This window comes from Leucobacter faecis (assembly GCF_054456695.2).
Genome location: NZ_JBTJER020000007.1, coordinates 170,933 through 197,758, shown reverse-complemented (window position 1 = coordinate 197,758; position 26,826 = coordinate 170,933). Strand labels below are relative to the sequence as shown.

Below are 26,826 nucleotides of genomic sequence, written 5' to 3'. Positions count from 1 at the left end.
GATGGTACTGCACTCGGGAGGGTGTGGGAGAGTAGGTCACCGCCGGACATCTTTTAGTGGGGGTTGGTTCACAATTGTGTGAACCAGCCCCCTTTTTTTATGCCCAAAAGGGCCCGCCGCACAAAAACGGCCGGGGCGCCCCCCGCGGGTGGTGCCCCGGCCGTAGCGCGGTCAGACGCGCTGCTACTCGAGCTCGAGTGTGTCAGACACCGCAGTGCACTTGCGGGTCTGCGGAAGCTGGCGTGCGACCGCGCTCAGGTCGAGCACGGCGTCGGTGCCGCTGACGGTTTCAGAGTCAACGTACACGGCGAGACCGGGGGTGCGCCCGTAGGCTTCAAAACGGTAGACAGGGGCGGCCGAGTCGTTGATCACCCAGTCGACTCCGTTGACGCTCACGCACTGGTCGGTGGTGGGGCCGGTGGGCTCCTCGCCGCACACGAGTTGCACGGGACCACCGTCGCCCCAAGCGCCCGTCGACTGTGCGTTTGTTTCGCGCTTATCGAGGCCGGCGACCTTATCTGGGAGTCGGACGATGACGTTGGCGCACGCGGGAGTGTTGGCGTCGGCGGCGGGTTCCATCGGAACAACGCTCGCGCACGAGGACAACAGCGTGGTCGCTGCGGCAGCCGCTACGGCGGCGCAGATGATCCTTGAGGCTGATCGTTTCACGACTCAAGCCTACCGATGCTGCGGCTGGCCCCGCTGGGAGGGTGCGATAGGTTGTGAGAGTGAACGATACGGGAGCCCACGACACCGTAGGGCAAATGGGGGAGCAGCGCGTACTCGCACGAGTGTTGGCAAAGCTCGAGTCAGCTCGGCAGGCCACACTCGGCCCCGGTGATGACTGCGCAGTGCTGGCGAACGGCCACGACAGTGAGTCGGTCGTTACCACCGACACGATGATCGAGGGCCCCGACTTTCGGCTGGCCTGGCACTCGGGCTACGAACTCGGGTGGAAGCTTGCCGCTACGAACCTCTCAGACGTTGCTGCCATGGGAGCTGAGCCTACCGCCTTGACTCTCGCGCTCGCGGTGCCGCAGACCACCCCCGTCACCCTGCTCGAAGAGATTGCCGAGGGGGCAAACGCTGCTTGTCGCGCCCTTGCCCCGGGGTGTGGCGTGGTGGGCGGTGACCTGGGTACGGCTCCCGTCATCATGGCGGCGGTGACGGCTCTCGGCCGGGTGCCCGAGGGCGCTGCGGTAACGCGATCCGGTGCTCGAGTAGGGGACACGGTGGCCTACGCCGGCGAGCTGGGGCTTGCTGGTCTGGGGCTGTCGCTGCTGTTCGCCGAAGCCACAGACGCCGATGGTGCTGCCTGCGACCGCGCGCTGCCGCGGCTGTGGGAGGAGCACGCCGAGGTGTTGGCAGCTCAGCTCGCGCCTACACCGCCGATTCCGTTGGGACGCGCGGCCAGGCTGGCTGGGGCGAGCGCGATGATGGACGTCTCAGACGGGCTGTCGCTCGACGCGGCTCGGCTCGCGCGGGCGAGCCGCGTCACGCTGCATCTCGACTCCACAGCGCTGCAAGCAAGTTTCGGTGATCAGTATGGCGTCGACGTGCCGCTCACCGCGATGCTCAACGGCGGCGAAGACCACGGTTTGCTTGCTACGTTCCCGCCGGGGCGAGCACTGCCGGGCGGGTTTCACGCGATCGGGCTCGTCGAGGCGGCACGGCACGATCCGGAGCTGCTTGTTGACGGGGCGCCGTACGCGGCGAGCGGCTGGGATCCGTTCGCGCCGATCGCGATCAATCGCCGGGGCTGAGCCGCAGCGCCGCCCACAGCTCGGCGCGCGCGTCGGGGGAGTCGAGGTCGCGCTGCAGCAGGTTCGCGGCGGTCGCGATGCGCGCTTTGAGCGTGTGACGGTGCACGCCCAGCTCGGTCGCGGCCGCGCTGAACTGGCCGTGGTGCGCGAGCCACACGGTGAGGCCGCGCTCAATCTGGTCGTGGTGCCTCGCATCGTGATCGCGCACCGGCGCGAGCAGGCTCAGGGCGCGTTCGCGGGCTTCGGGATCGCGGCCCAGCAGGTGCAGCACACCGTCGTGCACGGCGGGCCGATAGTCGACCGGCCCAGTCGTGTCGTGCGATAGCGCGTGCTCAAACGCCCGTTCGGCCTGCTCGCGGAGCTTCGCGGCATCGGTGAGTAAGGCGCGCTGCGAGATCCCCGCAGGCACACCGTGGGAACTAAACACGCGGCGCAGGGGGGCGAGGTGCCTCGCCTCGGTGATGATCACGGGCTCGGGTGAGGTGCCCGCGCGCACGAAGCCGCGGCTGCCTGCGTCGAGCGATCGCAGGTCTTGATCAAACGCCGGATCGGTGGCGGGCGGCGCGCCGTACCTCACGACCGCAATGGGGTTCTCGGGCAGGCGCATGGGGGTGTGGCTCGTGAGCTGCCTGGCAAGTTCGAGATCGCCCGCAAAGATGACCTGCGCGACCGCCTCGCGAATGGCGGCCTGGGCCTCATCTGCACCGCTGCGCAGCTCGAGCTGCACGGTCGCGAGCGCGCCGATGAGCGAGAACAGGGTGCGCTCGGCGCTATCGGGGGTGCCGCGATCTTGGACTATGAGCACGCCGAGCACACGCCCGCGCCGACCGAGCGCCTCGAGCCGCATGCCATCACCGCCGCGGTCGCCAATGCGGCCCGCGCTCACCCCGCGGTCGAGTAGCCGGGTGGCTTCGGTGCGAATGCGGGCGCTCAGCTCGTCGCTATGCTCTGTGCCCGGCGCGAACTCGATGATCTTGCCGAAGCGGTCGGTGATCGACACCCAGCGCCCGAGCCGCGCGGCGGCCTCGCGCACTGCAGAGGCGAGTCCGTGCCGGTGCAGGGAGGCCGCTACGACCGCGCGTTGTGATTCGAGCGCCCACAGGTCGCGCTCACGGCTGAGCGCATCGAGTAGCCGTGCTGCGGTCTGCACGATCGCGATGAACGCGGTGTCGTAGGGCACGCGAAATAACGGAAATCCGAGGGTGTCGCAGGCGTCGACGATAGAAGACGGCACGCGGTCCCAGTGGAGCCCAACCGCGACGCCGAGCGCTGTGGTGCCCGAGTCGGCGAGGCGCTGCACGTACGCGGTAGCCTCGGCGGGTTCGATCACCGAGTCGAACCTCGCGCCGGTGGTGAGCAGTACGGTGTGGGCCGGCAGAAACGGTGTGGGATCTTCGAGCTCACTCACGTGCACCCACTGCACCGGCAGGGCCTGCGTGTGCTCGGTGACCCCTGCGATGAGCACGAGCCCCAGGTGGTACTGATGCAGCAGTTCGCCGAGCTCAATTGCGGGGTGCCCGGGCGTGCCTACGGTGGTGGTCGTTGTCGGTTCTTGCACCCTGAATGCCCACCCTTTCGCCTTGTGCCAACCTGTCGAAAGATTAGCGATTCGTTCACCATTCTGGCACCTTTCGAAGGATCTCGCAGAAGCTAGTCTGAATGCAATCGGTACGGCTCGCGCAAATGGGGTGCGAGTCACGTAACCTGTGACACTTAAAGGAGATACACGACATGGTCGACATCATCGGCGGACCCTCGCTTCCCCAGGAGCGCAAGCTCGTCACCAGCATCCCCGGCCCGAAGTCGCAGGAGCTCCTCGCGCGCAAGAACGCTGCCGTGGCGGCAGGCGTGGGCGTAGCTCTGCCCGTGTCGATCGTGGCAGCCGGTGGCGGCGTCATGCTCGACGCAGATGGCAACTCGCTGATCGACCTGGGCTCGGGCATCGCGGTGACCGGTGTGGGCAACTCGGCTCCCGCCGTTGTTGAGGCTGTCACGAACCAGGTACAGCAGTTCACGCACACCTGCTTCACCGTAACCCCCTACGAGGGCTACATCGCCGTCGCTGAGAAGCTGAACGAGCTGACCCCCGGTGACCACGAGAAGCGCTCGGCGCTGTTCAACTCGGGCGCAGAAGCAGTGGAGAACGCGATCAAGATCGCTCGCCACTACACCAAGCGTGACGCTGTTGTCGTGTTCGACCACGCCTACCACGGCCGCACCAACCTCACCATGGGCATGACCGCCAAGAACATGCCCTACAAGGATGGCTTTGGTCCCTTCGCTCCCGAGGTGTACCGCGTTCCCACGTCGTACCCGTACCGCGACGGCCTGACCGGCGCAGAGGCTGCAGCGAACACGATCTCGCAGATCGAAAAGCAGCTGGGTGGCAACAACGTTGCGGCCATCATCATCGAGCCCATCCAGGGCGAGGGTGGCTTCATCGCTCCCGCCGAGGGCTTCCTCCCCGCCATTCAGGAGTGGTCGACCGCAAACGGTGTCGTCTTCATCCTCGACGAGGTGCAGACCGGCTTCGCCCGCACGGGTGACCTCTTCGCTGCCAACCACGAGGGCGTTGTGCCCGACATGGTGACGACCGCTAAGGGCATCGCGGGTGGCCTCCCGCTGTCGGCCGTGACCGGCCGCGCCGAGATCATGGATTCGGCTCACGCAGGTGGCCTCGGTGGCACCTACACGGGCAGCCCCATCTCTTGCGCCGCGGCTCTCGCCACAATCGAGACCTACGAGAAGGAAAACCTCGCGCAGCGTGCGCGCGAGATCGGTGCGATTATCACCGAGTTCTTCACCGAGCTGCAGAAGACCGACGACCGCATCGGTGACATTCGTGGCCGCGGCGCCATGATGGCTGTCGAGTTTGTCGAGTCGGGCTCGAAGGCACCCAACGCTGCCCTGACCAGCGCAATTGCGAAGCACGCTGCCGCTGAGGCCGTCATCCTGCTGACCTGCGGTACCTACGGCAACGTCGTGCGCTTCCTCCCGCCGCTGTCGATCTCTGACGAGCTGCTGCGCGAGGCGCTCTCGATCGTCGCTGATGCGATGCAGGCGAACGCCTAACTTTCTCTAGACTGGGGTGGGTGTGTGGCGCTGCCACGCACCCACCCCAGACGCAGATCTTCCCGAAAGGACAACACCATGGCATTGAAGCCCAACGAGCAGGCACTGCTCGACAGCGTTCAGGCGGGCCTCGGCATCGGCGGCACCTGGGAGCCCTCGACCTCGGGCGCGACGCTCGATGTGCAGGATCCGGCTACCGGCGAGGTCATCAAGTCAATCGCCGACGCAACGGTTGAAGACGCCGTACGCGCACTCGACGCGGCGGTCGCTGCACAGGAGTCGTGGGCAGCAACGTCGACCCGCGAACGCTCGAACATTCTGCGCCGCGCATTCGACCTGCTGATGGAGCGCAAGGAAGACTTCGCGCTGCTCATGAGCATCGAAATGGGCAAGCCCATTGCTGAAGCTCGCGGCGAGGTCAACTACGGTGGCGAGTTCTTGCGCTGGTTCTCGGAGGAGGCCGTGCGCGTGCAGGGCGACTACCGCCAGAACCCCGAGGGCACTGGCAACATGGTGGTCTCACACCTGCCCGTCGGCCCCTGCTACTTCATCACCCCCTGGAACTTCCCGCTCGCAATGGCGACGCGCAAGATCGCTCCGGCGCTGGCGGCTGGTTGCACGGTCGTTGTGAAGCCGGCTGCGCTCACCCCGCTGACCACCATCTTCTTCGTGCAGCTGCTCGAAGAGGCGGGCCTGCCCGCAGGCGTGGTCAACGTTGTTGCTACGTCGAAGTCGAGCGCACAGTCGAGCGCTCTCTTGTCGGACTCGCGCCTGCGTAAGCTCTCGTTCACCGGCTCGACCCCCGTCGGCGTGAAGCTGCTCGAGGCTGCCGCACAGAACGTGCTGCGTACCTCGATGGAGCTCGGTGGCAACGCACCGTTCATCGTGTTCGAGGACGCAGACCTCGACCGCGCGGTCGAGGGCGCGATGCTCGCGAAGTTCCGCAACATCGGCCAGGCTTGCACCGCGGCGAACCGCATCATCGTGCACGAGTCGGTGGCCGACGAGTTTGTCAGCCGTGTCGCCGAAAAGGTGAAGGCGTTCACGATCGGTCGTGGCGCTGAAGAGGGCAACGACATCGGTGCGCTCGTCGACGAGAAGGCCGTGGCGAACACCGCCCGCCTCGTTGCTGACGCGGTTGAGACCGGTGCGACGATCGTCACCGGTGGCGAGACCATTGATGGCCCGGGCAACTTCTTCCAGCCCACCGTGGTGGATCACCTGACCCCGCAGTCGGCGATCATGCGCGAAGAGATCTTCGGGCCGCTGCTCGGCGTCATTCGCTTCTCGACCGAGGACGAAGCCGTCGAGATCGCGAACAACACCGAGTATGGTCTCGTGAGCTACGTGTTCACCGAGAACATCCACCGCGGTCACCGTATGATCGAGAAGCTCGAGAGCGGCATGATGGGCCTCAACACGGGCCTCGTCTCGAACGCTGCGGCGCCGTTCGGCGGCCTCAAGCAGTCGGGCCTTGGCCGCGAGGGCGGGTTCGACGGAATCCACGAGTTCCTTTCGTCGAAGTACACGCTGCTGCCTCGCTCCTAGTGGCAGGCGGCGCGCCGCGATAGCAGCGCGCAAAGCGGTTGAAGCCGCGAGTGTGAGTGCCCCTGTGGGCATCCACACTCGCGGCTTTTTCGTTCTCGGCGCGGGGCGCCCAGTGCCCCTAGGGTTCGCATAGGATTAACGTGTGTAAATGATTGGGCTGAGCCCAACCGGTGACAGGAGTTACGATGACGCAGCCCGAGCCTCCCGCTTCACCCTGGGGCCCCGGAGCGGGCGGTGTGCCCGTCGACGCGACGGCAGAGCAGCTCGCTACACTCGCCGCTAACCGCCCCGATCTGTGGGCTCAAATTCTCGCCCACCCCAACTGCTACGACGGGTTGCGGGCATGGGTCACAGAACGCGGCGGCGCGGCGGGCTCGGGGGACACCGAAGCGACGCGCACCGTAGCTGCGGGTGACTACGAAGAGGCGACGCGCACCGTTGCCGCGAGTGACTTTGAGCGCACGACGGTCGCGGGCGATCTCGACGCTACCGTGGTGGGCAGCGCCTTTGATCCGGCACCTGATTTTCAGGCGTCGCAGCTGCCGCCGCCTGTGATACCCGCGCCGCCTGTGATGCCCGGGGTGCCTGGGGAGTTCTCGCAGCCCATGGCGGGGAGCATGCCGCCGCCCGCGTTCGGCCAGGCGGGGTACGGCCAGCCAGCGTTTGAGCAGCCGTCGTTCGATCAAGCCGCATTTGGTCAGCCGCCAGCCGTGGCGGGCCCGGCAGCATTCGGCGCCGGGCCTCATATGCCAGGCGCTGCGCCGAGCCAGGGCGCGCCTGGCAAGCGCCGCGGCAAAGTGTGGCTTGCAGCGGGACTTGCTGCCGCGCTCGCGGTCTCGGGCGGCGGCGTCGCGCTGGCTCTCACCGACACGTGGCCGTTCGGTGACAATGGGGTGTTTGGCGGTGGCCCAGGCAGCGGCGCCGCGTCACGAGCAGCAGCGCTCGACGCTGGCCTCACGTTCGCTGACGGTGCACAAAAGAAGTGGACCGTCGATTCAGACGATTACGTCTTCCCAAACTCGGGTGAAGATATTGCGAGCTCGTGGTTCAGCTACGCGCCTGCGAAAGCATCGATTGCCCAGTACGCCCCCGACATTCCCGTGGCGACAGAGTCGGCAGTCGCCTTCGTTGCCCGCGGCGAGAACTCGACGCTCGTCGTGCTCGACGCGAAGTCTGGGGAGGCGATCGTCGAAGAAGATCTCGGCGACCAACGTGGCAGCTGCATTGCAGACGACTTCGCCGACGAAGAGGTTTTTTACTGCGTCACATCTGACGGTGAGGGCGCGTCTGAGTCGACGCTGTGGCGCGTGCCGGTCAACAGCAAATACACGCAGAAGCCGCTCGATGAAGCTTATGATCGTGTCGCCGTGGGCAAAGACCGCATCGTGGTCGCGAGCACGAGCTGGAACGACGGCGCAGGCGTCGCTGCGTACGATCGCAAGAACCTCAAAGAACTGTGGGCGAGTGACACGAAGGGTCACGGGGCTGGATACGGCATCGACCTGAGCGCCAAACGCACGCTGCTGCGTAGTGGTAGCGGCTGGGAACTGTTAGATGCCCAGGGCAAGCTGCTGGCCGACGCGAGCTTCAAGAGCCTCTATGAGGGCGGCGATGGTTCGTGCGACGCCATGCTCACACCGCAAGACCAGCTGTTGATCGCGGGGAGCGACTGCACCGACCTCGACGAGAGCGAGTTTTGGGAGATCGGCGATAGCCTCGCAGGCAAGCACCTCACGGGTGAGAACTCAGAACTGTTGCTCGCGACCGACGAAGGCTACACAGAGCTCTTCCGACTCGCACCCAAGGGCAAGTTTGAGTCGCTGTGGGAGCAGGATCACGGTGGCGAGTATCTCGGGCAGTCGCTCGGCGACGACGCGGCGATGATGGTGCGCTCGGGCGACAAGGTGTACACGTACGATGCCACAGACGGAACCGAAGTATCGAGCTGGACGTTTTCGGGCGACATGCATGACGGGCTCGGCACGAGTGGCTACTCGGCACTCACTGGCGTGCTCGATGCAGACGGTACAACCTGGGTGGGCGACGGTGTTTACGACCCTTACACGGGCGAAGAACTGTGGCAGCTCGATGGCGACGATTTACACCAGGCTTGGATTACCCGCGCGGGGCTGCTTGTGTCACAGCGCGGTTGCGAAGACTGCTCGATGGCGGGCGGCTACACGAGCGACCGTTACCTGACGCTCCATGCGCCGACGTCGAAGGGCAAGAGCACAAGCGCGCAACCGGCCGGGTCAGTGTCGATTCCCGATTCAATTTCGGTGGATTGCCCGGCCGACACGATTCTGCTCGCGTGGGGCGAGTTCGCTGATGGCTGGGTGCTCGTGTGCGGAGTGTCGATGAACGAGCCGACGTTCATGGCCTATCAGGCGCCGGGGTCGAAACAGGTGCTGTACTCGTTGGGCGCGAAGCAGCCGACCGGGGCCGACGCGAAGGCCGCGGTGCACTGGGATGCGGGGCTGTCGCGCTATTCTGCCGAGCTTGAGGGTGGTGATCGGGTGACCCTCGATTACGACATTGGTACGGCGGTACGCCGCGACTCAGGTGACCGTAAGACGATCGATCAACAGCGTTTTGTGCGCTACATTTTCGTGCCGTTGGGGGAGAAGGTGCGCACAGTTGGTGACGCGTCGCGGGGCGATGGTGCGTTCGATGTGCAGGCGCCTGAAGACACGGCTGAGGATCAGGTGCGGTACATGATTGAGGTGCTTGAGAAGGCGTACTCGGGGCGGGCGCTCGTGAAGGATGCGCTGCCGAAGCTGCAGTACTGCACGGCGTCGGCTGGTGGCTACAGTGACACGGTGTCGGCGATGCAGACGGTGCGTGATAATCGGGCCGAGCTGCTCAGCGCGCTTGATGCGATGCCGGTCGATAAGATTCCCGAGGGCAGTGCGCTGCTCGATGACCTGTATGACGCGATCGATGCGTCGCACCGTGCCAACATTGAGTATGTGGCGTGGGCTGAGCAGGCGAACGCGAATGGGTGTGCGTCGCTGTCGAGTGCGGGTGAGCGTGCGGCGGCTGAGTCTGATCCGCCGAAAGAGCGGTTTGCGTCGCGTTGGAACCGGGTGGTGGCACCGAAGTTTGGGGTGCGCACGTTCGACGCCTGGTACATCTAATGTCGACCGTGGGCGTTTCGACCTTGCTCTGCGTCCACTGGCAGAATGCGACGTTCGTGGGCATGATGGAGGGTAACTCGTTCGACGAATGGAGTTACGATGACGCAGCCTCCAACATCGCCCTGGGCACACGCTTCAGGGAATGTGCCTCACGACGCTTCAGCTGAGCAGCTCGCGGCACTGGCTGCGAGCAGGCCAGACCTGTGGCCGCAGATCGTTGCTCACCCCCACTGTTATGCCGGGCTGCAGGAGTGGATCGCGGCGCAAACAGTGCAGCTGCCGCCACCGCAGGCGCCTGCGACCCCGCTCCCTGGGGCTGTTCCAGAGGGTCCCGCGCGTCGCACACGCCGCGGTGCAGCGTGGCTCGCCGGAGGCCTCGCCGCCGCGCTCGTGCTCGCGGGCGGCGGCGTAGCACTCGCTCTCACCGATACTTGGCCGTTTGGGGCGCATGGCCCGTTTGGGGCAGGCGCCAGCTCCTCTACGGCGTCGACGGCGTCAAAGGCCTCGGCCATTGAAGATGGCCCCACTTTCGCCGACGGTATTGAAGAAGCTTGGACGATCGAAGTACCCAGCCTGGGTGGCGACCTCTTGATGGGCGGTTTTGGCGGTGTGCCTCCGGTGGGCTTTCCAATGACGGGACCCCTCAGGTGGCATCCCAAATCGATCGACGGAGCGACGCTTGTGCCGCTTCGGGCTCCAGAGCAATCTCAAGATCGAAAGCTCGTGCTACTCGATAATGAACGAGGCAGTGAAGTTTGGTCGACCGCCGTTAGCGCTGGTACAGAAGGCCCGGGCGCTGGCTGCATAGTCGGGCTGAGGTTAGACCGTTTGTACTGTGGCGTTGCACGAGGTAGTGACACTGATCTGATCGTGCTCGACAAAACTGGTGAGCTCGAGCGCACCGCGTTCACGGGCGCCCTTCAAGAGATCGCAGTTGACACACAAGGAGTGTCGATCTGGGGCGATGGCGCCATGGCACGCGTGGACCTAGACGGCAAGCAACTGTGGGCGGCAGAAGCGAGCCTGTCTAGCTCAAAGTACAACACAACGTTGGACGTGGCGAATGGCCGTACGCTGCTGCGATCCTTTCCTGCCGGATGGGAGTTGTTTGACAGCGCGGGCAAATCGATTGCGAAGGACACGAGCGGTGCTGTTAATGACTCCAATGGTCCGGGGAATCTGAAGTGTGACGCAATGATCGCCGCTGATCGCTTGTTCCTCTTTGGAGACTGTGACACTTCGATCGCAGCCGAAGGCATGAGCGTGACACGCTTGGCACAAGTGCCACAGTCAAGAGCGGTGTATCAAGCTCAATCTGATGTGTTGGTTGTTACTGGCAGCGGTGGATCCACCGCATATGACAGCAGTTCGGGGTCTGAGCTCTGGTCTGAAGATGGTAGTTACGGGGCGACTTACGGCAACTCTTACACTTCTTCGAGCGTGGGCTCAGAGGTCCTCGAAGGCGGCATGAGCGTACGTCCTGTTGCTGAGGCTGGCGAGATGGTCAAGCTAAAAGGTGGCGAGACTGGGTCGATCGCGAACACAATCTATATGAGCGGTGCGGTCGCCCTGCGAACCTCGACCAGTGGCGGCAGTTGGTTCGAAGGGTATGACGATAGTTCTGGTGATCAGCTTTGGTGCATCAAACAAACAGGATCGTGGTCACTGCAGGGAAACGATACTGGGCTGTTAATTGTTGACTTTGATGCGAATGGAGTCAGCACGACGCTGACGCGTTACGCTCCCGCCGCGACTACTGAGCAAGCTGGCAACGCGCAGCCCGCGAGCGCGACCGCGATTCCCAAGTCGATTCCGGTGGATTGCCCGGCCGACACGATTCTGCTTGCGTGGGCTGAGTTTGCTGACGGCTGGGTGCTCGTGTGCGGCGTCTCCATGGCAGAGCCCACGTTCATGGCATATCAGAGCGCCGGGTCCTCGAAGATCGCGTACTCGGTGGGCGCGAAGCAACCGACCGGGGCCGATGCGAAGGCGGCGGTGCACTGGGATGCGGGGCTGTCGCGCTACTCCGCCGAGCTCGAGGGCGGTGACAAAGTGACGCTCGATTACGACATCGGCACGGCGGTGCGGCGAGATGCAGGCGACCGTAAGACGGTCGATCAGCACCGCTTCGTGAGATACATCTTCGTACCACTCGGCGAAAAGGTGCGCACGATTCGTGACGCCTCGCAAGAGGGCGGTGCGTTCGATGTGCAGGCGCCTGAAGACACGGCTGAAGATCAGGTGCGGTACATGATTGAGGTGCTTGAGAAGGCGTACTCAGGGCGGGCGCTCGTGAAGGACGCGCTGCCGAAGCTGCAGTACTGCACAGCGTCAGCTGGTGGCTACGGCGACACGGTCGCTGCTATGGAAGCGGTGCGCGATAATCGTGGCGAGCTGCTCGAAGCGCTTGACGCGATGCCGGTCGACAAGATTCCCGAGGGCAGTGCACTGCTCGATGACCTGTATGTCGCGATCGATGCGTCACACCGCGCAAACCTGGAGTATGTAGCGTGGGCTGAGCAGGCGAACGCGAATGGGTGTGCGTCGCTGTCGAGTGCGGGTGAGCGTGCGGCGGCTGAGTCTGATCCGCCGAAGGAGCGGTTTGCGTCGCGTTGGAACCGGGTGGTGGCACCGAAGTTTGGGGTGCGCACGTTCGACGCCTGGTACATCTAACGGGCCGGTGCGAGCCCGCGCTGTACTACTGCGCGGGCTCGGCCCACCACAGCTGCGTTTCGCCGTAGTGCTTCTCGCGCACACGCTCGAGCCCGGCCGGCCAGGCAGGCTCGGGCGAGCGCGACGACCGCTCCACGAGCACCGCGGCATCGATCGCGAGCAGCGGCACGAGCGCCGCAAGATTCGCCGCGAGCTCGGCCTCCCCAAGATCGTACGGCGGGTCAATGATCGCGACATCCCATGTAGGCGCCGGATCCTTGAGCCCGCGCGCCTCAAGAAATGCTTGCACTGACTGCCGGGCTACTTCGACCTCGGGCACCGCAGCCCCCGAGCGCGTGAACGCGCCCTTGATCGTGCCCCAGTTGCGCAGGGCGACGCCCGCGGCCTGGGGGTGTTTCTCAACGAGCGTCACCAGTGCGGCACCGCGGCTCGCAGATTCGAGCCCCAAGGCCCCTGATCCGGCATAGAGGTCGAGCACGCGCGCGCCGTCTAGGAGGCCCCAAGAATCGAGCGTCGAAAAGATGGCCTCGCGCACGCGGTCGCTCGTGGGCCTGGTGCCGGCCTTGGGTACCTCGAGCCTCAGCGAACCTGCTACCCCTGAAATGATCCTCGTCACTCGTCAAGCGTACCGCGGGTACGCTTGAGTTATGCAGCAGGTGACCCTCGAGACGCGCTTGGATCGCGTGATCGGTGACCGCTCGGCAAAAGTGCTTGAGCGCGCGTACGAGATGAACACGGTCGAAGACCTGCTGCTGCATTTTCCGCGCCGGTATTCGAAGCGCGGTGAGCTCACGCCGCTCACCGAGCTGCCGCTGGGGGAGCACATCACCGTCGTGGCCGAGGTGATTGAGGTGCGCGAGCGCCGCATGCAGCGCCGCAACGGCAGTCTCATTGAGGCGCGCATCACCGACGGTAAAGGCTTTTTGACGATCACGTTCTTTAACCAGAAGTGGCGGCTCAAAGACCTGCAAGCTCGCAGGCGCGGCATCTTCACGGGCAAAGTGAGCGAGTATCGCGGCCAGCTGCAGCTGCAACAGCCCGACTACGAGATGTTTGAACGACGCGAGGACGCGCCCGGCGCGGCAGAGCTGAGCGAGGCGGCGGCGAAGGCGTGGTCGCAGGTGCCCGTTCCGCTGTACCCCGCGACCGCGCAAATGCCGAGCTGGTCGATTCAGCAGGCGATTGCGATCGTGCTTGAGCAGCTCGCGCCCCTTGAAGAGCCGCTGCCGATGTATATTGTCGCGACCGAGGGGCTCATGGAGTTCGACCGCGCGCTGCGCCTCGTGCATCAACCTGAGGTTGACGAGCACTGGCAGAAAGCCCGCGACAGCCTGCTGTTTCGTGAGGCGTTCGAGCTGCAGCTTGCGCTACTTGACCGCAGACGCCGGGTGGGGCTTGCGCCTGCCATGCCGCGCGAGGAGGGCGGGCTGCTACTCGCCCGGTTTGATGCGCAGCTGCCGTTCACGCTGACGGGCGACCAGCAGCGCGCGGGCGCCACGATTGCGGGAGAGCTTGCGGGCGTGCACCCCATGCACCGGCTGCTGCAGGGCGAGGTTGGCTCGGGCAAAACCCTGGTCGCGCTGCGCGCAATGCTGCAGGTGGCTGAAGACGGAGGCCAGAGCGCCCTCCTGTCGCCCACCGAGGTGTTGGCGTCGCAGCACTACCGGTCGATCATTGAGTCGCTCGGCCCCGACCTCGCAGCAGAGGTGGGCGTGGTGCTGCTCACCGGGCGCATGCCCGCGGCCGATCGTAAACGCTCGCTGCTTGCGCTCGCGTCGGGGCAGGCCCGCATCGCGGTGGGCACGCACGCGCTGCTCAGCGACAACGTGACGATGTACGACCTGGGGCTCGTCGTCGTTGACGAGCAGCACCGGTTTGGCGTCGACCAGCGCGAGGCGCTGCGGCTCAAGGGCAATAACCCGCACACGCTCGCCATGACGGCGACCCCGATTCCGCGCACGGTGGCGCTCACGGCGTTTGGTGACCTCGAAGTGTCGACGATCAAAGAGCTGCCGGCCGGGCGGCAGGGCATACGCACGGTGATTGTGCACGAGGAACAAACACCAGACCGCAAAACCCGCATGTGGGAGGAGGTGGATCGCGAGCTTGAGGCGGGCCGCCAGGTCTACTTCGTCTGCCCGGCCATCGACCAGGGCGAGCTCGACCCCGAGCTTGACGCCGAGATTAACGGGCCTCACGATGCGACGCCGCGTCAGCTCGCAAACGTCGTCGACACGGTCGAGCGGCTCAGGCGCTCGACCCGTTACGAGGGCCGGCGTATCGAAGGGCTCTACGGCAGCATGCCGTCAGAGGAGAAAGATCGCATCATGTTTGCCTTCGCGGCGGGCGATGTAGACATTCTGGTGTCGACGACCGTCATCGAGGTGGGCGTCAATGTGCCCAACGCGTCGATCATGGTTGTGCGCGATGCCGACAGATTTGGCATCTCGCAGCTGCACCAGCTGCGCGGCCGCGTGGGGCGCGGCGAGCACGCGGGCCAGTGCATGCTGCTCACCCACGTCGAAGAAGACTCAATCGCGGCCGAACGACTTGTGGCGGTGGCGCGCACGAACGACGGTTTCGAGCTCGCCGAGGCAGATCTCGAACAGCGCCGCGAGGGCGACATTTTGGGTACCCGCCAGTCGGGCGGCAAATCGACGCTGCGCCTATTGCGCGTCACCCAGCACGGTGAACTGATCTCGCACGCGCGCGACGTCGCCGCGCACCTGCTCGACGGTGACCCGCTGCTCGAACAGTATCCGCTGCTGCACGCACGCGTCATCGCGGAGGCCGAGCACATCGAAAACCTCGCCAAGTCGTAGTACTTGCGGCCCGGCTTGCCTTGATGATGCGGTACCCAGGTACTACGCGGCCGGCACCCGCGAACGATGTGCCGCGCCCAGCGCCCCCGTAGCGTAAATGGTGAGGCTAGAAGGTCTGGCCAGAACACGGGGAACGCCCATGATCGAGGCACGCGGTCTCACCAAACAGTACGGCGCGAAGCGCGCCGTCGACGACGTCACGTTTAGCGTGAAGCCCGGCCAGGTGACGGGCTTCTTGGGCCCCAATGGCGCGGGCAAATCGACCACTATGCGGCTCATCTTGGGCCTCGACCGGCCCACCTCGGGCACGGTAACGGTCGGCGGCCAGCCCTACACGGGGCAGATGTCGCCCCTTACCCAGGTGGGAGCGCTGCTTGACGCAAAGGGCGTGCATCCGGGGCGCAGCGCCCGCAGCCACCTGCGCGCGATCGCCGCGACGCACGGCATCAGCGATGCGCGCGTAAGCGAGGTGCTCGCCCAGACCGGTCTCGAGCAGGTCGCGGGTAAACGCGTGGGCGGCTTTTCGCTCGGCATGGGCCAGCGGCTCGGCATCGCCGCCGCCCTGCTCGGCGACCCCGAGGTGCTCATTCTTGACGAGCCGGTGAACGGACTCGACCCCGACGGGGTGCGCTGGGTGCGCGAACTCTTGCGCCACCTCGCAAGCGAGGGCCGCACCGTGCTCCTGTCGAGCCACCTGATGAGTGAGATGGCGCAGACCGCCGACCACATCATCGTGCTCGCGCGGGGCCGCGTCATGGCCGACGCCCCGCTCGCAGACTTTCTCGACGCACAGGGCCAGCGCACCGTCACCGTGACAAGCCCCGAGGCCGCACGTCTCGCGTCGCTCGTGATGAACGAGACGCCGGGCTGCCGCATCGACCAAACGAGCGGCACCGGCTTCACTGTGCAGGGCGTCGAAAGCGCTCGCATCGGGCGCATTGCCTGCGCCACCGGCATCGAGCTGCACGAACTCTCATCGACGTCCTCCAACCTTGAAGACGCCTATCTGTCACTCACCCAAGACGCGCTCGAGTACGCGACCGCGCCCGTCGCCGCCTAAGGAGCACCTCATGACTACGACCTATCTTCTCGACGGCAGCCAAGCTCCGGATCCGCGCACCGCTCACCCCGCCGCCGCCCAGCGGCCCGCGGGCCAGGCGCCCGCCGCCCGCCGCGCCGCGGCGGGTGCGAAGCTGAGCTTCGCGGGCCTGCTGCGCTCGGAGCGCATCAAGCTCAGTTCGCTGCGCAGCGTGCGCTTCACCCTCGCTGCGACCCTCATCGCGGGGCTTGGGCTCAGCGGCCTGTTTTCGCTGCTGTGGGTGTCTGAGGGCATGGCGGGTGAGGGGGCGGGGGTCGCCGAGCAGACACAGTACCTGCTGATGGCTTCGAGCATCTCGGTGCCGTTCATTGCGCTCGTGTTTGGTGTGCTCGGTGTGCTCGTCATGTCGAGCGAGTACGCGAGCGGCCTGATCCTGTCGACGCTCGTGGCTGCTCCCCGCCGCGGCGCGGTATTTGCGGCGAAGGGGATCATGCTCGCCGTGCTCGCGCTCGTCACCGCGGCCGTCGTGGTCGTGGGCAGCCTGCTGCTCGCCGTAGCCTTTGACCCCGCGACTGCCACGCAGCTCTTGACAGCCCAGGTGGTCACGAGCGCGCTCGGCCTCATCGCTTACCTCACGCTGCTCGCACTCTTTGCGTACGGGTTGGCCACGCTCACCCGCAACGCCGCCGCCGGCATCGGCATCGTGGCGGGCGTAACGTTCGTGGCCCCTATCGCGCTGCAGGTGCTCATGATGACCGGCTGGGAGTGGGTGCCCACCGTGTTTGAATACCTGCCGACCAACCTCGCCAACGTGCTGTCGATGGGTGTAATGAACGCAACCGAGGCAAGTGCCATGGGCGCAACGGGTCTCGGCTACGGCGGGGCGCTTGCGGTGATGGTGGCGTGGGCCGCGGTCACCGTGATCCCGGCGGCGATCGTGTTCAAGCGACGCGACGCTCATTAGCACCCGCGGCAACGATTGATGTATTGCGGTGGTCGGCAGGCAGCGCCTGCTGGCCGCCGCGCAGTGAGTAGGGTTGAAGACATGACGAGCGTGACCGGCACCGAGTTGCGGCTACCCAAACCGCCGGGGGTGCTCAGGCGCTACCTTGCCGAGCACCCGCGCGCCGTCGACGTGTTCATCGTCGTCTGGTACGTGCTCGGCGCGACCTTTGGCGTGCTGCTCGATGCGATGCTGGCGTTTGGCAACGCGGCCGTCATGCAACAGGACGTGTCAACCGACGTCGAAGTGGGCATGACAGATGTGCTCATGCCTGAGTACGTCATCTGGCCATGGTGGCCCTTCGCCGTGCTGCGGATCTTGATCGTTGCCGCGGCGCTGCTGTACCGTCGCAAGCTGCCGCTCACCGGGCTCGTCGCGGTCACCGTCGTGTCGTTTGGCGAACACGGGATTCAAAGCTTTGCGACCGTAGTCGCGCTGTGCTTCATGCTCTACGCGGTGCCCGTCTACCGCAGCGTAGCCGCTGGCTGGATCGGGTTCGCCGTCGCCTACGCGGGCAGCATGCTGCAGCTGTTCATGCCGCTCGGCCTCGCCCCCTCGGGTCTCTTAGAAGCCGACATGGCGGGTAACGCCGCGATGGAGCTGGTGCCGCCGTCGAAGCAAGAATTCTTGGTGCTCGCCATTATTTCGGGGCTGTGGTACGCGGCGATCGTGATGCTCGGCATTAACCTCGGTAACCGGCGCCGCTACCTCGCCGCGATCATCGACCGCGCCCACCAGCTGGCGCGTGAGCGCGACCAGCGCGCCAAACTCGCGGTCGCCGAAGAGCGCGAGCGTATCTCGCGCGAAATGCACGACATCGTGGCTCACTCGCTCTCGGTCATGATCGCATTGTCTGAGGGAGCCGCCCGCGCCGCCGCAACTTCACCCGAAGCGGCGGCGAAGGCGATGCGTAAGAGCGCCGAGACCGGCCGCAACGCGCTCGCAGAAACCCGCCGTCTCCTCGGCGCGCTCGGGTCAGATGAACAGGCAGAGCTCGCGCCGCAGCCGGGTCTCACCGACCTGCCCGAGCTGGCACAGGGTTTTCGCGCCGCCGGACTACAGGTGGGGCTGCGCATTGACGGCCAACCCTCGGGTGACCGCGGGCAAGAGCTCGCCGTGTACCGCGCGGTACAAGAAGCACTCACGAACGCGCTGCGATACGCAGGCGCGGGCGCCCGCGTCGAAGCCACGGTGCACAGCGGCCCGACCGCGACGACGGTGACGGTGCGGGATTTTGGCCCGGCGCCCGGTTCTTCTGTGCCCAGTACGAGTCTCGGTGCGGGCAAAGGCATCGCGGGCATGCGCGAGCGCGCCCGCATGCTCGGCGGCACCGCCACCGCGGGCCCCGCCCCAGGCGGCCCCGGTTGGCAACTGCGCATCACACTCCCCGCTGCCCTCGGTGCGGGCGGGGCGTCGGGCACAGCGCCGGATCGGGCGGCCGCGGCCGCCGATCCGGAACAGCACCCAGCAACCCAGCAGACAGACGCCAAACAGACACAGACGGAGCAGCCATGACCGCCCCCAAGATTCGCGTCATGATCATTGACGACCAAGAGCTGATTCGCACAGGGTTCTCGCTCGTGCTGGGGGCCGAGCCCGGCCTCGAAGTCGTCGCCGAGGCCGGCGACGGCGGCGAAGCGCTCGCCGTGCTCGAGCGGCTGCAGGCGGCAGGATCGGGGTGCGACGTCGCCCTGATGGACGTGCGCATGCCGGGCATGAACGGCATCGAGGCGACGGGCGAGATCGCGCGCCGCTTCGCGTCCACGCGCGTGCTCGTGCTCACCACGTTCGATCTTGACGAGTACGCGCTTGATGCGATTCGGGCGGGGGCCGCTGGGTTTCTACTCAAAGATGCGAAGCCCGAAGAGCTCGTGGCCGCAATTTACGCCATCGCGGCTGGCGACTCGGCGATGGCGCCGAGCGTCACGCGCAGGCTCATCGAGCGTATCGGGCTGGGGGGCGACGCAGTGTCGGGCACGGGGGAGCCTCGTCCGCAGGAGCCGGACACAGCGCTCGAATGCCTCACCGAGCGCGAGCGCGAAGTGCTTGCACTGATCGCGGCGGGGCTTAATAACGCCGAGATTAGCGGGCAACTGTTTTTGTCGGAGTCGACCGTGAAGACCCACGTGGGGCGAGTGCTGTCGAAGCTCGCGCTGCGCGACCGCGTACACGCCGTGATCTTCGCGAAAGAGCACGGATTGTGACGCGGCAGCTCGCACCTGGCGCGTTTTCGGGATTCTCGGCCGGGGCCGCGCTAGGGTAGAGGTATGAGCAAGATTGCCGTCGTACCCGGTTCCTTCGATCCGGTGACGCTGGGGCACCTCGATGTGATCCGGCGCTCCGCCAAGATCTTCGATGAGGTGCATGTGCTTGTGGTGCATAACCCGGGCAAGAACGCGATGCTGCCGATCTCGGAGCGCGTCAATCTCATTCAAAAGTCGATTGCTGAGGATCCCGAGATCCCCAGCAACATTCTTGTGGCCTCGTGGTCGATGGGCCTGCTCGTTGACTACTGCACCGAAGTGGGCGCGAACGTGCTCGTCAAAGGCATCAGGTCACAGATCGACGTCGCCTACGAGACGCCGATGGTGCTCATGAACCGCAGCCTCGCAGACGTCGAGACCGTGTTCATGCTGCCCGACCCCGCACACGCCCACGTGTCAAGCACGCTCGTGCGCCAGGTGGCGGCCCTCGGCGGCGACGTCTCACCGTATGTACCGAAAGCGGTTGCCCGCTTCCTCGATAAGACAAGGCCCGCATAATGCACGCCACGCGCCTATATGAAGAAAACATTCGCGACATCGCGAACCGGCCGGGGGAGATGCGCGAACGCTCGCGCACCATCACCGTGCCCGAACAGTTTGGCGAAGCTCTCGCCGTGGTGCCCGCCGGCACCGAAATGGAGCTCGACGTGCGCCTCGAGTCGGTGCACGAGGGTATTCTCGTGTCGGCAGAAGTCGACGCGACACTGCAGGCCGAGTGCGGTCGCTGCCTGAAAGAATTCGCCACGCCGTTTCAAGTCGAGTTCCAAGAACTTTTCGCGTATACTCCTACGGAGGCCGACGAGTATGGGGTTCACGGTGATCACGTGGATCTTGAACCCCCGCTCCGAGACGCGGTAGTGCTTGCACTCCCGTTCCAGCCAGTGTGTCGCCCGGACTGCCCGGGGCTCGATCCCGAGTCCGGTGAGCTGCGCGAGGCCGAGGCTGCGGTGATGCTTGACGCAGAGATTGATCCGCGCTGGGCAGCACTGGCCCGCTTCACGGCGGGCGCGGTCGCGGCTGATGAAAAACGTGACTCAGGGGAACACCCCGAGTCTGAAAGCAAGTAGGAAAGAGAACATCATGGCTGTTCCCAAGCGGAAGATGTCGCGCTCGAACACCCGTCACCGCCGTTCGGCGTGGAAGGCCTCGGTCCCGACCCTGGTCAAGACTGTAGAAAACGGCAAGACCGTTTACAGCCTCCCGCACCGCGCTCGCGTAGTTGAGGACTCACAGGGCACCCCCCTGTTCCTCGAGTATAAGGGCCGCAAGGTCGCTGACGCGTAAGTCTTTTCGCGTGACAGGGAACGAACACTCGATCCCGCACACCGAAACTGGAACGCCGTCGGAATCGCCTCAGGGCGGGCCCGGCGGCGTTCTTCGTTCATTCGGGGTCGCGGTCGACGACGAGCTACTGCAGCTCGCATTTACACACCGCTCGTGGGCGTACGAACACGACGGTGCACCCCACAACGAGCGCCTCGAATTCTTGGGCGACTCGGTGCTGGGGCTGGCCGTTACAGACATGCTGTATCGCACCTACCCCGCTCTCACCGAGGGTGATCTCGCAAAACGCCGCGCAGCGCTCGTGTCGAGTGTCGCGCTCGCTGAGGTGGCCCGCGGCCTCGGCCTCGGCGCATTCTTGCGGCTCGGTAAAGGCGAAGAAGGCACGGGAGGCCGCGAGAAAGCCTCGATTTTGGCTGACGCGGTTGAGGCCGTGATCGGGGCGGTTTATCTGTCGACCACGCCCCAGGTCGCCGCACAGTTTGTGCTCGACCTGATCGCGCCGCTCTTGGCAGACCCCGCCCGGTTTACCGAGGCACTCGACCCCAAAACCTCGCTGCAGGCGATCGCCGCTTCGCTCGGCCTGCCGCATCCGCCGTATCTTACTGCGGGCACAGGCCCCGACCACGCCAAACGCTACACCTCGACGGTGACGCTTGACGGGGTGACCGGCTTTGGCCGTGGCACGAGCAAGAAGGTCGCCGAGCTGGCGGCCGCGCGTGACGCGGTGCGCCAACTGGGCCACCGGGGGTAAGAAGCGCGCATGCCTGAGTTGCCCGAGGTTGAAGTGGTGCGGGCGGGGCTCGCCCCGGCCGTCACCGGCGCCCGCATCGCGGGCTGCGAGGTGCTCGACCCCCGGGCGCTCAAACGGCACGTGCCGCTGGCGGGTGGGTTCGCTGATGGTCGCACCGGCCACGGCGTGACACTCACCGCCGGCGAGGGCGCGGTGCGCGCCGCCGACTTCGAGCGGCGCGTCGTGGGGCTTTCGCTCGCGGCGCCTATGCGGCGCGGTAAGTTCATGTGGATTCCGGTGGGCGGCGGGCTTGTGGCCGGTGCTGCCGGTGTTGCTGGTGCTGATGCTGCTGATGCCGGTGCCGCCGAGCCGGGCCGTGCACTGCTCGTGCACCTAGGCATGAGCGGCCAAATGCTGCTGCGCGAGGTCGACGCCGCAGACGACCGGCACGTGCGGGTGCGGCTGTGGCTCGAACACCCCGCGCACGGCGAGCTGCGCCTCGACTTCTCTGACCAACGGCTCTTTGGTTCGCTCGCGCTCGACACTCTCGTGCCGGATCCCTGTGGCCCGGCGCCATCTCAGGGCGCGCCGCTCGTGCCCGGCCAGGCGGTGCACATCGCCCCCGATCCGCTCGAGCCGGTGTTCGATGATGCGGCGTTTGTGGCGCGCTTGCGTGCGCGCACCCGCGGTGTCAAACAGCTGATCCTCGACCAGTCGATCGTCAGTGGCGTCGGCAACATCTACGCCGACGAGGCACTCTGGCGGGCGCGATTGCACCCCGAGACGGCGGGATCAGCGGTGAGCGTTCGCAAGGCCCGTGAGCTACTCGAAGCGTTGCGCGACGTGTTTCGCAAGGCGCTCGCAGAGGGCGGCACCAGCTTCGATGCGCAATACGTCAACGTGAACGGGCAGGCTGGTTATTTCGCTCACTCGCTGAACGCGTACGGCCGCGGGGGAGAGCCGTGCCCGCGCTGCGACACCTTGATTCGGCGCGTGCCGTTTGGTGGGCGTTCGTCGCACTTTTGCCCGCGGTGCCAGCGGCGTCGGTGACGGTTGTCAATGATTGTTGAGCGAGTGCCTGCGATACGATATGTGCATTTCGGGCTGTTAAACGTACAATTAGCGCATGGTTACTCTTACCTCGTCAGATGCGCGCAAGAATTTTGCTGAGACGGTGCGTCGTTCCCAAACCGAACCCGTTGTTATCGAACGGCGCGGGCGGCGGGAGGCAATCATGCTTGCACCCGAGGAATTCGATCGCCTCGTGGAAGCGGCAGAGGAACTTGACGACATCGCAGCCTTCGACGCGGCGATGTCCGAAGAGGGCGAAAACATTCCCTGGGGCGAGTTGAAAGCTGAGCTGGGCTGGGAGTGAGCTACCGCATCGAGGTCCGTCCGGCTGCGGCTCGTGCGCTGAGAGCGATCCATCCGGGTGACCGTAAGCGAATTCAGGGTGCCATTGCATTGCTTAGTCGTGATCCTCGGCCACCCGGTGCGAAGAGTTTGCGTGGGCGCGACGGCATGCGCGTGAGAGTCGGCGATTATCGAATCATCTACACCGTGCGTGACGATATCTTAGTTGTTGTCGTCGTGGACCTGGGGCATCGCCGTGAGGTCCATCGTTGATTCGGCGTACGTGCACAGTGCCGCCAGGAGACTGCTGCTCAGCGCGAGCCTGGTGAGATCTTCATCTAACGCCACTCGCCTCACCTGAAGGCAAAATGGAGTCGAGTATTTTGGTGAGTACCAAATATTGGTACCGTGGGTGCATGGTGGCTACGAATACGTCGATAAGTCTGGATGAACACTTCACGTCTTTCATTGCGCGCGAGGTCGCAACTGGGCGTTTTCGATCTGCAAGTGAAGTTGTTCGTGCGGGCTTGCGCTTGCTTGAAGATCAAGAGACACAGATGTCGACTCTTCGAGCCGCGTTGATTGTTGGCGAAGAGAGCGGTCAGGCCGAGCCCTTTGACTTTGATGCGTTCATCGCTTCGAAGGCATCGTGAACCAGTATTGCCTCACCCCTGCCGCCCAGCGCGACCTATCTTCAATTTGGGATTTCACTCAGGAACGCTGGGATGCGAGCCAGGCCGAGATCTGCATCTTCGAAATCCGAGAGGCGATTGAGCGCGTGGCCGCCAACCCTGCGCGCGGGCGCAGGGTTGATCACATACGCAGTGATTACCAACGTTACGCTGCCGGCAGCCACCTGATCTTCTATATCGAACGAGAAGCCGCAATCGATGTGATCCGGACACTCCATCAGCGAATGGACCCCACTCGGCACCTGTAGTGGGCTGACCTAACGGGCGTCCCGCTCGTGGGCGTGGCAGGCACCCTATTTCTTCGCGTTGATTACAGTCGGTAATGGATCGCTCAATATTATTGGGACGCTTCTCCCGTGTGTCTTCGCCGCCGTCGTGCCGTTGATCCGTGCGGTGCTTGTCGTCATAGCCGTGTGAGAACACTGAGCGACAGAAGGCCCGAAGCGCTGCCGACCTCCGGGGCGACGTCAAGTGTGTCAATGTGCACGCAAAGCATATGCCTATAACTCTCGCCATATCGGGACGTTGTGCGTGAAGTTCTCGTCAGAGAATGCGCGCGCGACGATGATTCCTGTTGAGGGCATTGGCGATGCTCTCACGAACATCAAAGCGTCGTGTCGATACATTGAGCTTCTAATTGATTGGGGCGACAACAGATCATGATCGAGCCAGGTATGCATGCTGGTGTACCACCCGCCAACACGGCCGTGCCTGAAGGATTGCTCAGCGCGCTGCATGCGATGGGGCTAGGCGTTGCACCGCTGCGCCCAGTGTGGTTGAACGAGGCGGGAGGGATCACGTTTGCGGTCTCGAACGCTCGAGAAGCCGACAAGGCCGATTTTTACGTGCAATGGAATCCGACTGGCTCAGGTGAATCGCTCTTCGACGAGGCTGTGCGGCTGCGGTGGCTGCAGGGAAGGCACCCTGTGCCGCATGTCGTAGAGTTGATCGTGGACGATGCGCAGGAGGTGTTGGTTACCAAAGCACTGCCAGGTGAGTCCGCAGTTTCAGCGCACTGGCGTGGTGAACCAGAGACAGCGCTGCGGGCGCTCGGCCAAGGTCTTCGCAGGCTCCACGATGTGGCCATAGAAAGCTATCGCAACCTGTGGAACGCCGAGTAAGCGGAGAAGTATCTTGCGGCAGAGCCCCGAACTCTCTTAGTGCGATTAAGGTCTTGTGTGCATTCACGCCGCACTCGAAATGCAAAATGGCGTCGGTTCCGGTACATCAATGCTAAAGACGTGCATGGGTCGGTTATTTCGCGCACTCGATAAACGCGTATGGCCGCGGGTGAGAGCCGTGCCCGCGCAGCGGCACTGCGACCACGTGTGTGCCGTTTAGTGGGCGTTCTTCTCATTTCTGCCCGCGGTGTCGGCGCAAGCGATGAAACCTGTCGGGATCTCAGGAATCTGTTCTAGCACCCATAGTGCGCAACTTGTACAAGTGGTAATCTTTGGGCATGATCTCCGTGACGCTTTCCCAGTTCCGTAATCAGCAGAGCGACTACATCGCTGCTGCTCAGCGCGAGCCTGTCGAGATTTTGTCGCGCGGGGCGCGGCGAAGGGCTGTGGTTGTTTCGCCAGACTTTTATGATCGTGCAATAGCTGCTCTCGAAGACCAAGCAGATATTCGTGCAGCTGCTGACGCTCGCCGTGATCCCGAAGCTCATGTTCCCTTTGATGAGCTCATGGAAGAACTCACCATTTAGAGTGCGGTCATCGTCATGACCTACTCGATCTCCGTCTCAAAAGAAGCGGCGAAGGCCTTTAGACGCTTGCACCCTCAAGACGCGGCACGGCTCAAAGTTGCGATATCGGCACTTGCAGAGAATCCCCGTCCGCCAGGAAGTGTGCAACTCGTCGGCGGGGCAGGCGAGATGAGGATCCGTGTCGGAGATTACCGGGTGGTGTACGAAGTGATTGAAGATGAGCTTGTTGTACTTGTGCTCCGCCTCGGACATCGACGCGAGATTTACCGTTGACCCAGATTTGATGCGTTCATTGCCTCGAAGAGAGCGATTCAGCGGGTAGCCGCTCACCTCGCGCGGGGTGCGGGACTGGCCACAGACACAGTGACTACAAGCGTTAAGCTGTCGGCGGCTATCCGATCTCCTATGCCGAACGAGGTCGCGTAATCGATGCGTTTTGTCTTCTCCAGCAGCGGATGGATCCTACCCGGATAGGTTATGTCTATGAATGCCCGTACACGAATCAGTGCGATCGTTTTATCTTTTGTCGCATTCGTCTCCTTGGTGCTCTGCGTGCCGGCGGCCACAAAGGGTGGCTTCTTCGTGCTCTACGGGCTGCGGCTCAAGGTCAACGATCAGGTGCGGGTGGGCGACGAGTTTGAAGCCCAGGTGGGGCTGGTCTTCGCGGTGCTTCTGCTGCTGGTCGCAGCGTTGTGTCTGCTCTTCGCGGCACGGCTGGTGCGCCTGCACCTGACGCGCTGGGACTGGCTTTGGCTGGCTGTGGCCCTGCTCGGAGGCCTTGCCCTGGGGCTCAATGCGGGCCAGGTGCACAACTGCCTGATCTACTTCCCCGTAGAAGTGTGCCGCCCCGACCGGTACTAGGGGAATCAGGAGATCGAATCATGAACCCACCGAGTTGCGCTGCGAACTCGGCGTCAATCTCAGCACACACGCGGAAGCCGCCAAAGCCGCGTGTATCCATCGCTACGATGAGGGCATGGTCGACCTTCATCAAGTGGAGCCGGGCCTTCCTGACGGGCACCCCTGGAAAACCAGTTCACGCTGGCAAATGGCCTGGCGCACGTTCGGCGGCGTGTCACTCGTGGGCATGGCAGGCGTACTGTTTTTCTCGTTGATTACCGCGGGTAGCGGGTCGCTCAATATTATTGAGACGCTTTTCCCGTACGTCTTCGCTGCCGTCGTGCCGTTGATCTGTGCGGTGCTGGCGGTCGTGCTGGGCCCCTGGCTCAGGCGTTATTACCCGTTCTCGCAGTCGCTCCTCATGGGCGGATTTGCGGTACTAGCGGTCTTCGTTGTGTCCGCGGTCGCCTCCGTCTGGCAGTCGATTAACCAGGGCCCATGCCCGGCAGACACTATGTGTGCGTCGCCCCTTGACGGGATGTTCTGGGTAGGCATTCTTTATGGCCTTCCCGTGTTTCTGAGCGCATGCGTTGGATTCGGTATATCGATCTGGTCGCCCACGCCTCGCGGTCGTAAGGTCTTCTTGCCGCTGTGGGGTGCCCTGCTCGCTGCACTGGCAACGGTGCTTGTCGTCCTGGCTATGAAGTAAGGATTGCCGAACAGCAGAAAGCCCGAAGCGCTGCCGTTGCCCGCGGCGACGTCAAATATGTTCACGTACACGCACACGTATATGCCTATAACTCTCGTCACATCATCACGTTAAGCGTGATATTCTCGCGAAGAAGCGCGCGCGATGACCAGTGCTGAGGTCTTCGTTGACTGTGCTGGAGGGCCAGTC

General features: G+C 64.5%; 28 protein-coding genes and 1 pseudogene. 25 read left to right on the top strand and 4 right to left on the bottom strand.

The features are described 5' to 3' along the window. Positions 1–183: 183 nt before the first annotated feature. Entirely contained in the window at positions 184–669 is a 486-nt protein-coding gene (locus ACXR2W_RS09795) for a DUF3515 family protein (RefSeq protein WP_458816227.1), read from the bottom strand. Positions 670–764: 95 nt separating this feature from the next. On the opposite strand from ACXR2W_RS09795, the gene thiL reads away from it, so the two are divergent. After that, positions 765–1,763 (top strand): thiamine-phosphate kinase, encoded by a 999-nt coding sequence (thiL, locus tag ACXR2W_RS09790; protein ID WP_458816346.1) that lies wholly within the window; start codon positions 765–767, stop codon positions 1,761–1,763. Here thiL and ACXR2W_RS09785 read toward each other — a convergent pair. Continuing rightward, the gene (locus ACXR2W_RS09785) at positions 1,747–3,321 is read right to left on the bottom strand and encodes a PucR family transcriptional regulator (RefSeq protein ID WP_458816229.1); all 1,575 of its coding nucleotides are present in this window, start codon (positions 3,319–3,321) and stop codon (positions 1,747–1,749) included. The genes thiL and ACXR2W_RS09785 overlap by 17 nt on opposite strands. Before the next feature lie 173 nt (positions 3,322–3,494). Here ACXR2W_RS09785 and gabT point away from each other — a divergent pair, with 173 nt between their 5' ends. The 4 genes from gabT (at position 3,495) to ACXR2W_RS09765 (ending at position 12,193) form a co-directional block, all read left to right on the top strand. Further along, positions 3,495–4,835 (top strand): 4-aminobutyrate--2-oxoglutarate transaminase, encoded by a 1,341-nt coding sequence (gabT, locus tag ACXR2W_RS09780; RefSeq protein ID WP_458816231.1) that lies wholly within the window; start codon positions 3,495–3,497, stop codon positions 4,833–4,835. 78 nt (positions 4,836–4,913) lie between these two features. Further along, positions 4,914–6,383 carry an NAD-dependent succinate-semialdehyde dehydrogenase gene (locus ACXR2W_RS09775; protein WP_458816233.1) on the top strand — a complete coding sequence of 490 codons (1,470 nt, stop codon included), beginning with the start codon at positions 4,914–4,916 and terminating at the stop codon, positions 6,381–6,383. A 185-nt stretch (positions 6,384–6,568) separates the two neighbouring features. Continuing rightward, positions 6,569–9,520, top strand: coding sequence for a variant leucine-rich repeat-containing protein (locus tag ACXR2W_RS09770; protein ID WP_458816235.1), 2,952 nt, complete (start codon positions 6,569–6,571; stop codon positions 9,518–9,520). Between the two features lie 99 nt (positions 9,521–9,619). After that, positions 9,620–12,193: a variant leucine-rich repeat-containing protein gene (locus ACXR2W_RS09765; protein ID WP_458816237.1), complete on the top strand. Its 2,574-nt coding sequence runs from the start codon at positions 9,620–9,622 to the stop codon at positions 12,191–12,193. A 25-nt stretch (positions 12,194–12,218) separates the two neighbouring features. On the opposite strand, the gene ACXR2W_RS09760 is transcribed toward ACXR2W_RS09765, so the two are convergent. Continuing rightward, positions 12,219–12,809, bottom strand: coding sequence for an RsmD family RNA methyltransferase (locus ACXR2W_RS09760; protein ID WP_458816239.1), 591 nt, complete (start codon positions 12,807–12,809; stop codon positions 12,219–12,221). Between the two features lie 31 nt (positions 12,810–12,840). On the opposite strand from ACXR2W_RS09760, the gene ACXR2W_RS09755 reads away from it, so the two are divergent. The 12 genes from ACXR2W_RS09755 (at position 12,841) to ACXR2W_RS09700 (ending at position 22,961) form a co-directional block, all read left to right on the top strand. After that, positions 12,841–15,015, top strand: coding sequence for an ATP-dependent DNA helicase RecG (locus ACXR2W_RS09755; protein ID WP_458816241.1), 2,175 nt, complete (start codon positions 12,841–12,843; stop codon positions 15,013–15,015). Positions 15,016–15,154: 139 nt separating this feature from the next. After that, positions 15,155–16,075: an ABC transporter ATP-binding protein gene (locus ACXR2W_RS09750; protein WP_458816243.1), complete on the top strand. Its 921-nt coding sequence runs from the start codon at positions 15,155–15,157 to the stop codon at positions 16,073–16,075. Between the two features lie 10 nt (positions 16,076–16,085). Further along, positions 16,086–17,018 (top strand): ABC transporter permease, encoded by a 933-nt coding sequence (locus ACXR2W_RS09745; protein WP_458816245.1) that lies wholly within the window; start codon positions 16,086–16,088, stop codon positions 17,016–17,018. An 81-nt stretch (positions 17,019–17,099) separates the two neighbouring features. After that, complete coding sequence (locus ACXR2W_RS09740; protein ID WP_458816247.1) at positions 17,100–18,572, top strand: sensor histidine kinase; 1,473 nt, start codon at positions 17,100–17,102, stop codon at positions 18,570–18,572. Continuing rightward, positions 18,569–19,261, top strand: coding sequence for a response regulator (locus ACXR2W_RS09735; protein WP_458816249.1), 693 nt, complete (start codon positions 18,569–18,571; stop codon positions 19,259–19,261). The genes ACXR2W_RS09740 and ACXR2W_RS09735 overlap by 4 nt, the downstream gene beginning before the upstream one ends. A 63-nt stretch (positions 19,262–19,324) precedes the next feature. Then, on the top strand, positions 19,325–19,819 hold the full coding sequence (gene coaD / locus ACXR2W_RS09730) for a pantetheine-phosphate adenylyltransferase (protein WP_458816251.1): 495 nt from the start codon (positions 19,325–19,327) through the stop codon (positions 19,817–19,819). Beyond that, a complete protein-coding gene (locus tag ACXR2W_RS09725; protein ID WP_458816253.1) occupies positions 19,819–20,388 on the top strand; it encodes a YceD family protein in 570 nt (189 codons plus the stop codon). The genes coaD and ACXR2W_RS09725 overlap by 1 nt, the downstream gene beginning before the upstream one ends. Positions 20,389–20,401: 13 nt before the next feature. Beyond that, on the top strand, positions 20,402–20,605 hold the full coding sequence (rpmF, locus tag ACXR2W_RS09720; RefSeq protein ID WP_017793916.1) for a 50S ribosomal protein L32: 204 nt from the start codon (positions 20,402–20,404) through the stop codon (positions 20,603–20,605). A gap of 10 nt (positions 20,606–20,615) precedes the next feature. Continuing rightward, positions 20,616–21,356 carry a ribonuclease III gene (gene rnc / locus ACXR2W_RS09715; RefSeq protein WP_458816256.1) on the top strand — a complete coding sequence of 247 codons (741 nt, stop codon included), beginning with the start codon at positions 20,616–20,618 and terminating at the stop codon, positions 21,354–21,356. 9 nt (positions 21,357–21,365) lie between these two features. After that, complete coding sequence (gene mutM / locus ACXR2W_RS09710) at positions 21,366–22,385, top strand: bifunctional DNA-formamidopyrimidine glycosylase/DNA-(apurinic or apyrimidinic site) lyase (protein ID WP_458816258.1); 1,020 nt, start codon at positions 21,366–21,368, stop codon at positions 22,383–22,385. Between the two features lie 76 nt (positions 22,386–22,461). Then, a complete protein-coding gene (locus ACXR2W_RS09705; protein WP_458816260.1) occupies positions 22,462–22,710 on the top strand; it encodes a type II toxin-antitoxin system Phd/YefM family antitoxin in 249 nt (82 codons plus the stop codon). After that, entirely contained in the window at positions 22,707–22,961 is a 255-nt protein-coding gene (locus ACXR2W_RS09700) for a type II toxin-antitoxin system RelE family toxin (protein ID WP_458816262.1), read from the top strand. The genes ACXR2W_RS09705 and ACXR2W_RS09700 overlap by 4 nt, the downstream gene beginning before the upstream one ends. On the opposite strand, the gene ACXR2W_RS09695 is transcribed toward ACXR2W_RS09700, so the two are convergent. After that, positions 22,911–23,036 carry a hypothetical protein gene (locus ACXR2W_RS09695; protein ID WP_458816350.1) on the bottom strand — a complete coding sequence of 42 codons (126 nt, stop codon included), beginning with the start codon at positions 23,034–23,036 and terminating at the stop codon, positions 22,911–22,913. The genes ACXR2W_RS09700 and ACXR2W_RS09695 overlap by 51 nt on opposite strands. Before the next feature lie 20 nt (positions 23,037–23,056). Between ACXR2W_RS09695 and ACXR2W_RS09690 the strand changes: the two genes are divergently transcribed. The 8 genes and pseudogenes from ACXR2W_RS09690 to ACXR2W_RS09655 all read left to right on the top strand — a co-directional run bounded on the left by ACXR2W_RS09690 (position 23,057) and on the right by ACXR2W_RS09655 (position 26,637). Continuing rightward, positions 23,057–23,341, top strand: coding sequence for a type II toxin-antitoxin system ParD family antitoxin (locus ACXR2W_RS09690; protein WP_489948845.1), 285 nt, complete (start codon positions 23,057–23,059; stop codon positions 23,339–23,341). Then, positions 23,338–23,628 carry a type II toxin-antitoxin system RelE/ParE family toxin gene (locus ACXR2W_RS09685; RefSeq protein ID WP_458816266.1) on the top strand — a complete coding sequence of 97 codons (291 nt, stop codon included), beginning with the start codon at positions 23,338–23,340 and terminating at the stop codon, positions 23,626–23,628. The genes ACXR2W_RS09690 and ACXR2W_RS09685 overlap by 4 nt, the downstream gene beginning before the upstream one ends. Positions 23,629–24,039: 411 nt before the next feature. Next, positions 24,040–24,501: a phosphotransferase gene (locus tag ACXR2W_RS09680; RefSeq protein ID WP_458816268.1), complete on the top strand. Its 462-nt coding sequence runs from the start codon at positions 24,040–24,042 to the stop codon at positions 24,499–24,501. Positions 24,502–24,686: 185 nt separating this feature from the next. Next, positions 24,687–24,767, top strand: a pseudogene (locus tag ACXR2W_RS09675) (zinc finger domain-containing protein); the annotation flags it as partial. A gap of 72 nt (positions 24,768–24,839) precedes the next feature. Next, positions 24,840–25,088 (top strand): type II toxin-antitoxin system prevent-host-death family antitoxin, encoded by a 249-nt coding sequence (locus ACXR2W_RS09670; protein ID WP_458816270.1) that lies wholly within the window; start codon positions 24,840–24,842, stop codon positions 25,086–25,088. Between the two features lie 15 nt (positions 25,089–25,103). Further along, a complete protein-coding gene (locus ACXR2W_RS09665) occupies positions 25,104–25,361 on the top strand; it encodes a type II toxin-antitoxin system RelE family toxin (RefSeq protein ID WP_458816272.1) in 258 nt (85 codons plus the stop codon). A gap of 210 nt (positions 25,362–25,571) precedes the next feature. After that, positions 25,572–25,949, top strand: a complete 378-nt coding sequence (locus ACXR2W_RS09660) for a hypothetical protein (RefSeq protein ID WP_458816274.1) — start codon at positions 25,572–25,574, stop codon at positions 25,947–25,949. 115 nt (positions 25,950–26,064) lie between these two features. Further along, entirely contained in the window at positions 26,065–26,637 is a 573-nt protein-coding gene (locus tag ACXR2W_RS09655) for a hypothetical protein (protein WP_458816276.1), read from the top strand. Positions 26,638–26,826 lie beyond the last annotated feature (189 nt).

Excerpts from the sequence above, each read along its gene's own strand:
- thiL (WP_458816346.1), top strand. The coding sequence starts at position 765 with ATGGGGGAGCAGCGCGTACTCGCACGAGTGTTGGCAAAGCTCGAGTCA.
- gabT (WP_458816231.1), top strand. The coding sequence starts at position 3,495 with ATGGTCGACATCATCGGCGGACCCTCGCTTCCCCAGGAGCGCAAGCTC.
- ACXR2W_RS09775 (WP_458816233.1), top strand. The coding sequence starts at position 4,914 with ATGGCATTGAAGCCCAACGAGCAGGCACTGCTCGACAGCGTTCAGGCG.
- ACXR2W_RS09770 (WP_458816235.1), top strand. The coding sequence starts at position 6,569 with ATGACGCAGCCCGAGCCTCCCGCTTCACCCTGGGGCCCCGGAGCGGGC.
- ACXR2W_RS09765 (WP_458816237.1), top strand. The coding sequence starts at position 9,620 with ATGACGCAGCCTCCAACATCGCCCTGGGCACACGCTTCAGGGAATGTG.
- ACXR2W_RS09755 (WP_458816241.1), top strand. The coding sequence starts at position 12,841 with ATGCAGCAGGTGACCCTCGAGACGCGCTTGGATCGCGTGATCGGTGAC.
- ACXR2W_RS09750 (WP_458816243.1), top strand. The coding sequence starts at position 15,155 with ATGATCGAGGCACGCGGTCTCACCAAACAGTACGGCGCGAAGCGCGCC.
- ACXR2W_RS09745 (WP_458816245.1), top strand. The coding sequence starts at position 16,086 with ATGACTACGACCTATCTTCTCGACGGCAGCCAAGCTCCGGATCCGCGC.
- ACXR2W_RS09740 (WP_458816247.1), top strand. The coding sequence starts at position 17,100 with ATGACGAGCGTGACCGGCACCGAGTTGCGGCTACCCAAACCGCCGGGG.
- ACXR2W_RS09735 (WP_458816249.1), top strand. The coding sequence starts at position 18,569 with ATGACCGCCCCCAAGATTCGCGTCATGATCATTGACGACCAAGAGCTG.
- coaD (WP_458816251.1), top strand. The coding sequence starts at position 19,325 with ATGAGCAAGATTGCCGTCGTACCCGGTTCCTTCGATCCGGTGACGCTG.
- ACXR2W_RS09725 (WP_458816253.1), top strand. The coding sequence starts at position 19,819 with ATGCACGCCACGCGCCTATATGAAGAAAACATTCGCGACATCGCGAAC.
- rpmF (WP_017793916.1), top strand. The coding sequence starts at position 20,402 with ATGGCTGTTCCCAAGCGGAAGATGTCGCGCTCGAACACCCGTCACCGC.
- mutM (WP_458816258.1), top strand. The coding sequence starts at position 21,366 with ATGCCTGAGTTGCCCGAGGTTGAAGTGGTGCGGGCGGGGCTCGCCCCG.
- ACXR2W_RS09705 (WP_458816260.1), top strand. The coding sequence starts at position 22,462 with ATGGTTACTCTTACCTCGTCAGATGCGCGCAAGAATTTTGCTGAGACG.
- ACXR2W_RS09690 (WP_489948845.1), top strand. The coding sequence starts at position 23,057 with ATGGAGTCGAGTATTTTGGTGAGTACCAAATATTGGTACCGTGGGTGC.
- ACXR2W_RS09680 (WP_458816268.1), top strand. The coding sequence starts at position 24,040 with ATGATCGAGCCAGGTATGCATGCTGGTGTACCACCCGCCAACACGGCC.
- ACXR2W_RS09670 (WP_458816270.1), top strand. The coding sequence starts at position 24,840 with ATGATCTCCGTGACGCTTTCCCAGTTCCGTAATCAGCAGAGCGACTAC.
- ACXR2W_RS09665 (WP_458816272.1), top strand. The coding sequence starts at position 25,104 with ATGACCTACTCGATCTCCGTCTCAAAAGAAGCGGCGAAGGCCTTTAGA.
- ACXR2W_RS09660 (WP_458816274.1), top strand. The coding sequence starts at position 25,572 with ATGAATGCCCGTACACGAATCAGTGCGATCGTTTTATCTTTTGTCGCA.
- ACXR2W_RS09655 (WP_458816276.1), top strand. The coding sequence starts at position 26,065 with ATGGTCGACCTTCATCAAGTGGAGCCGGGCCTTCCTGACGGGCACCCC.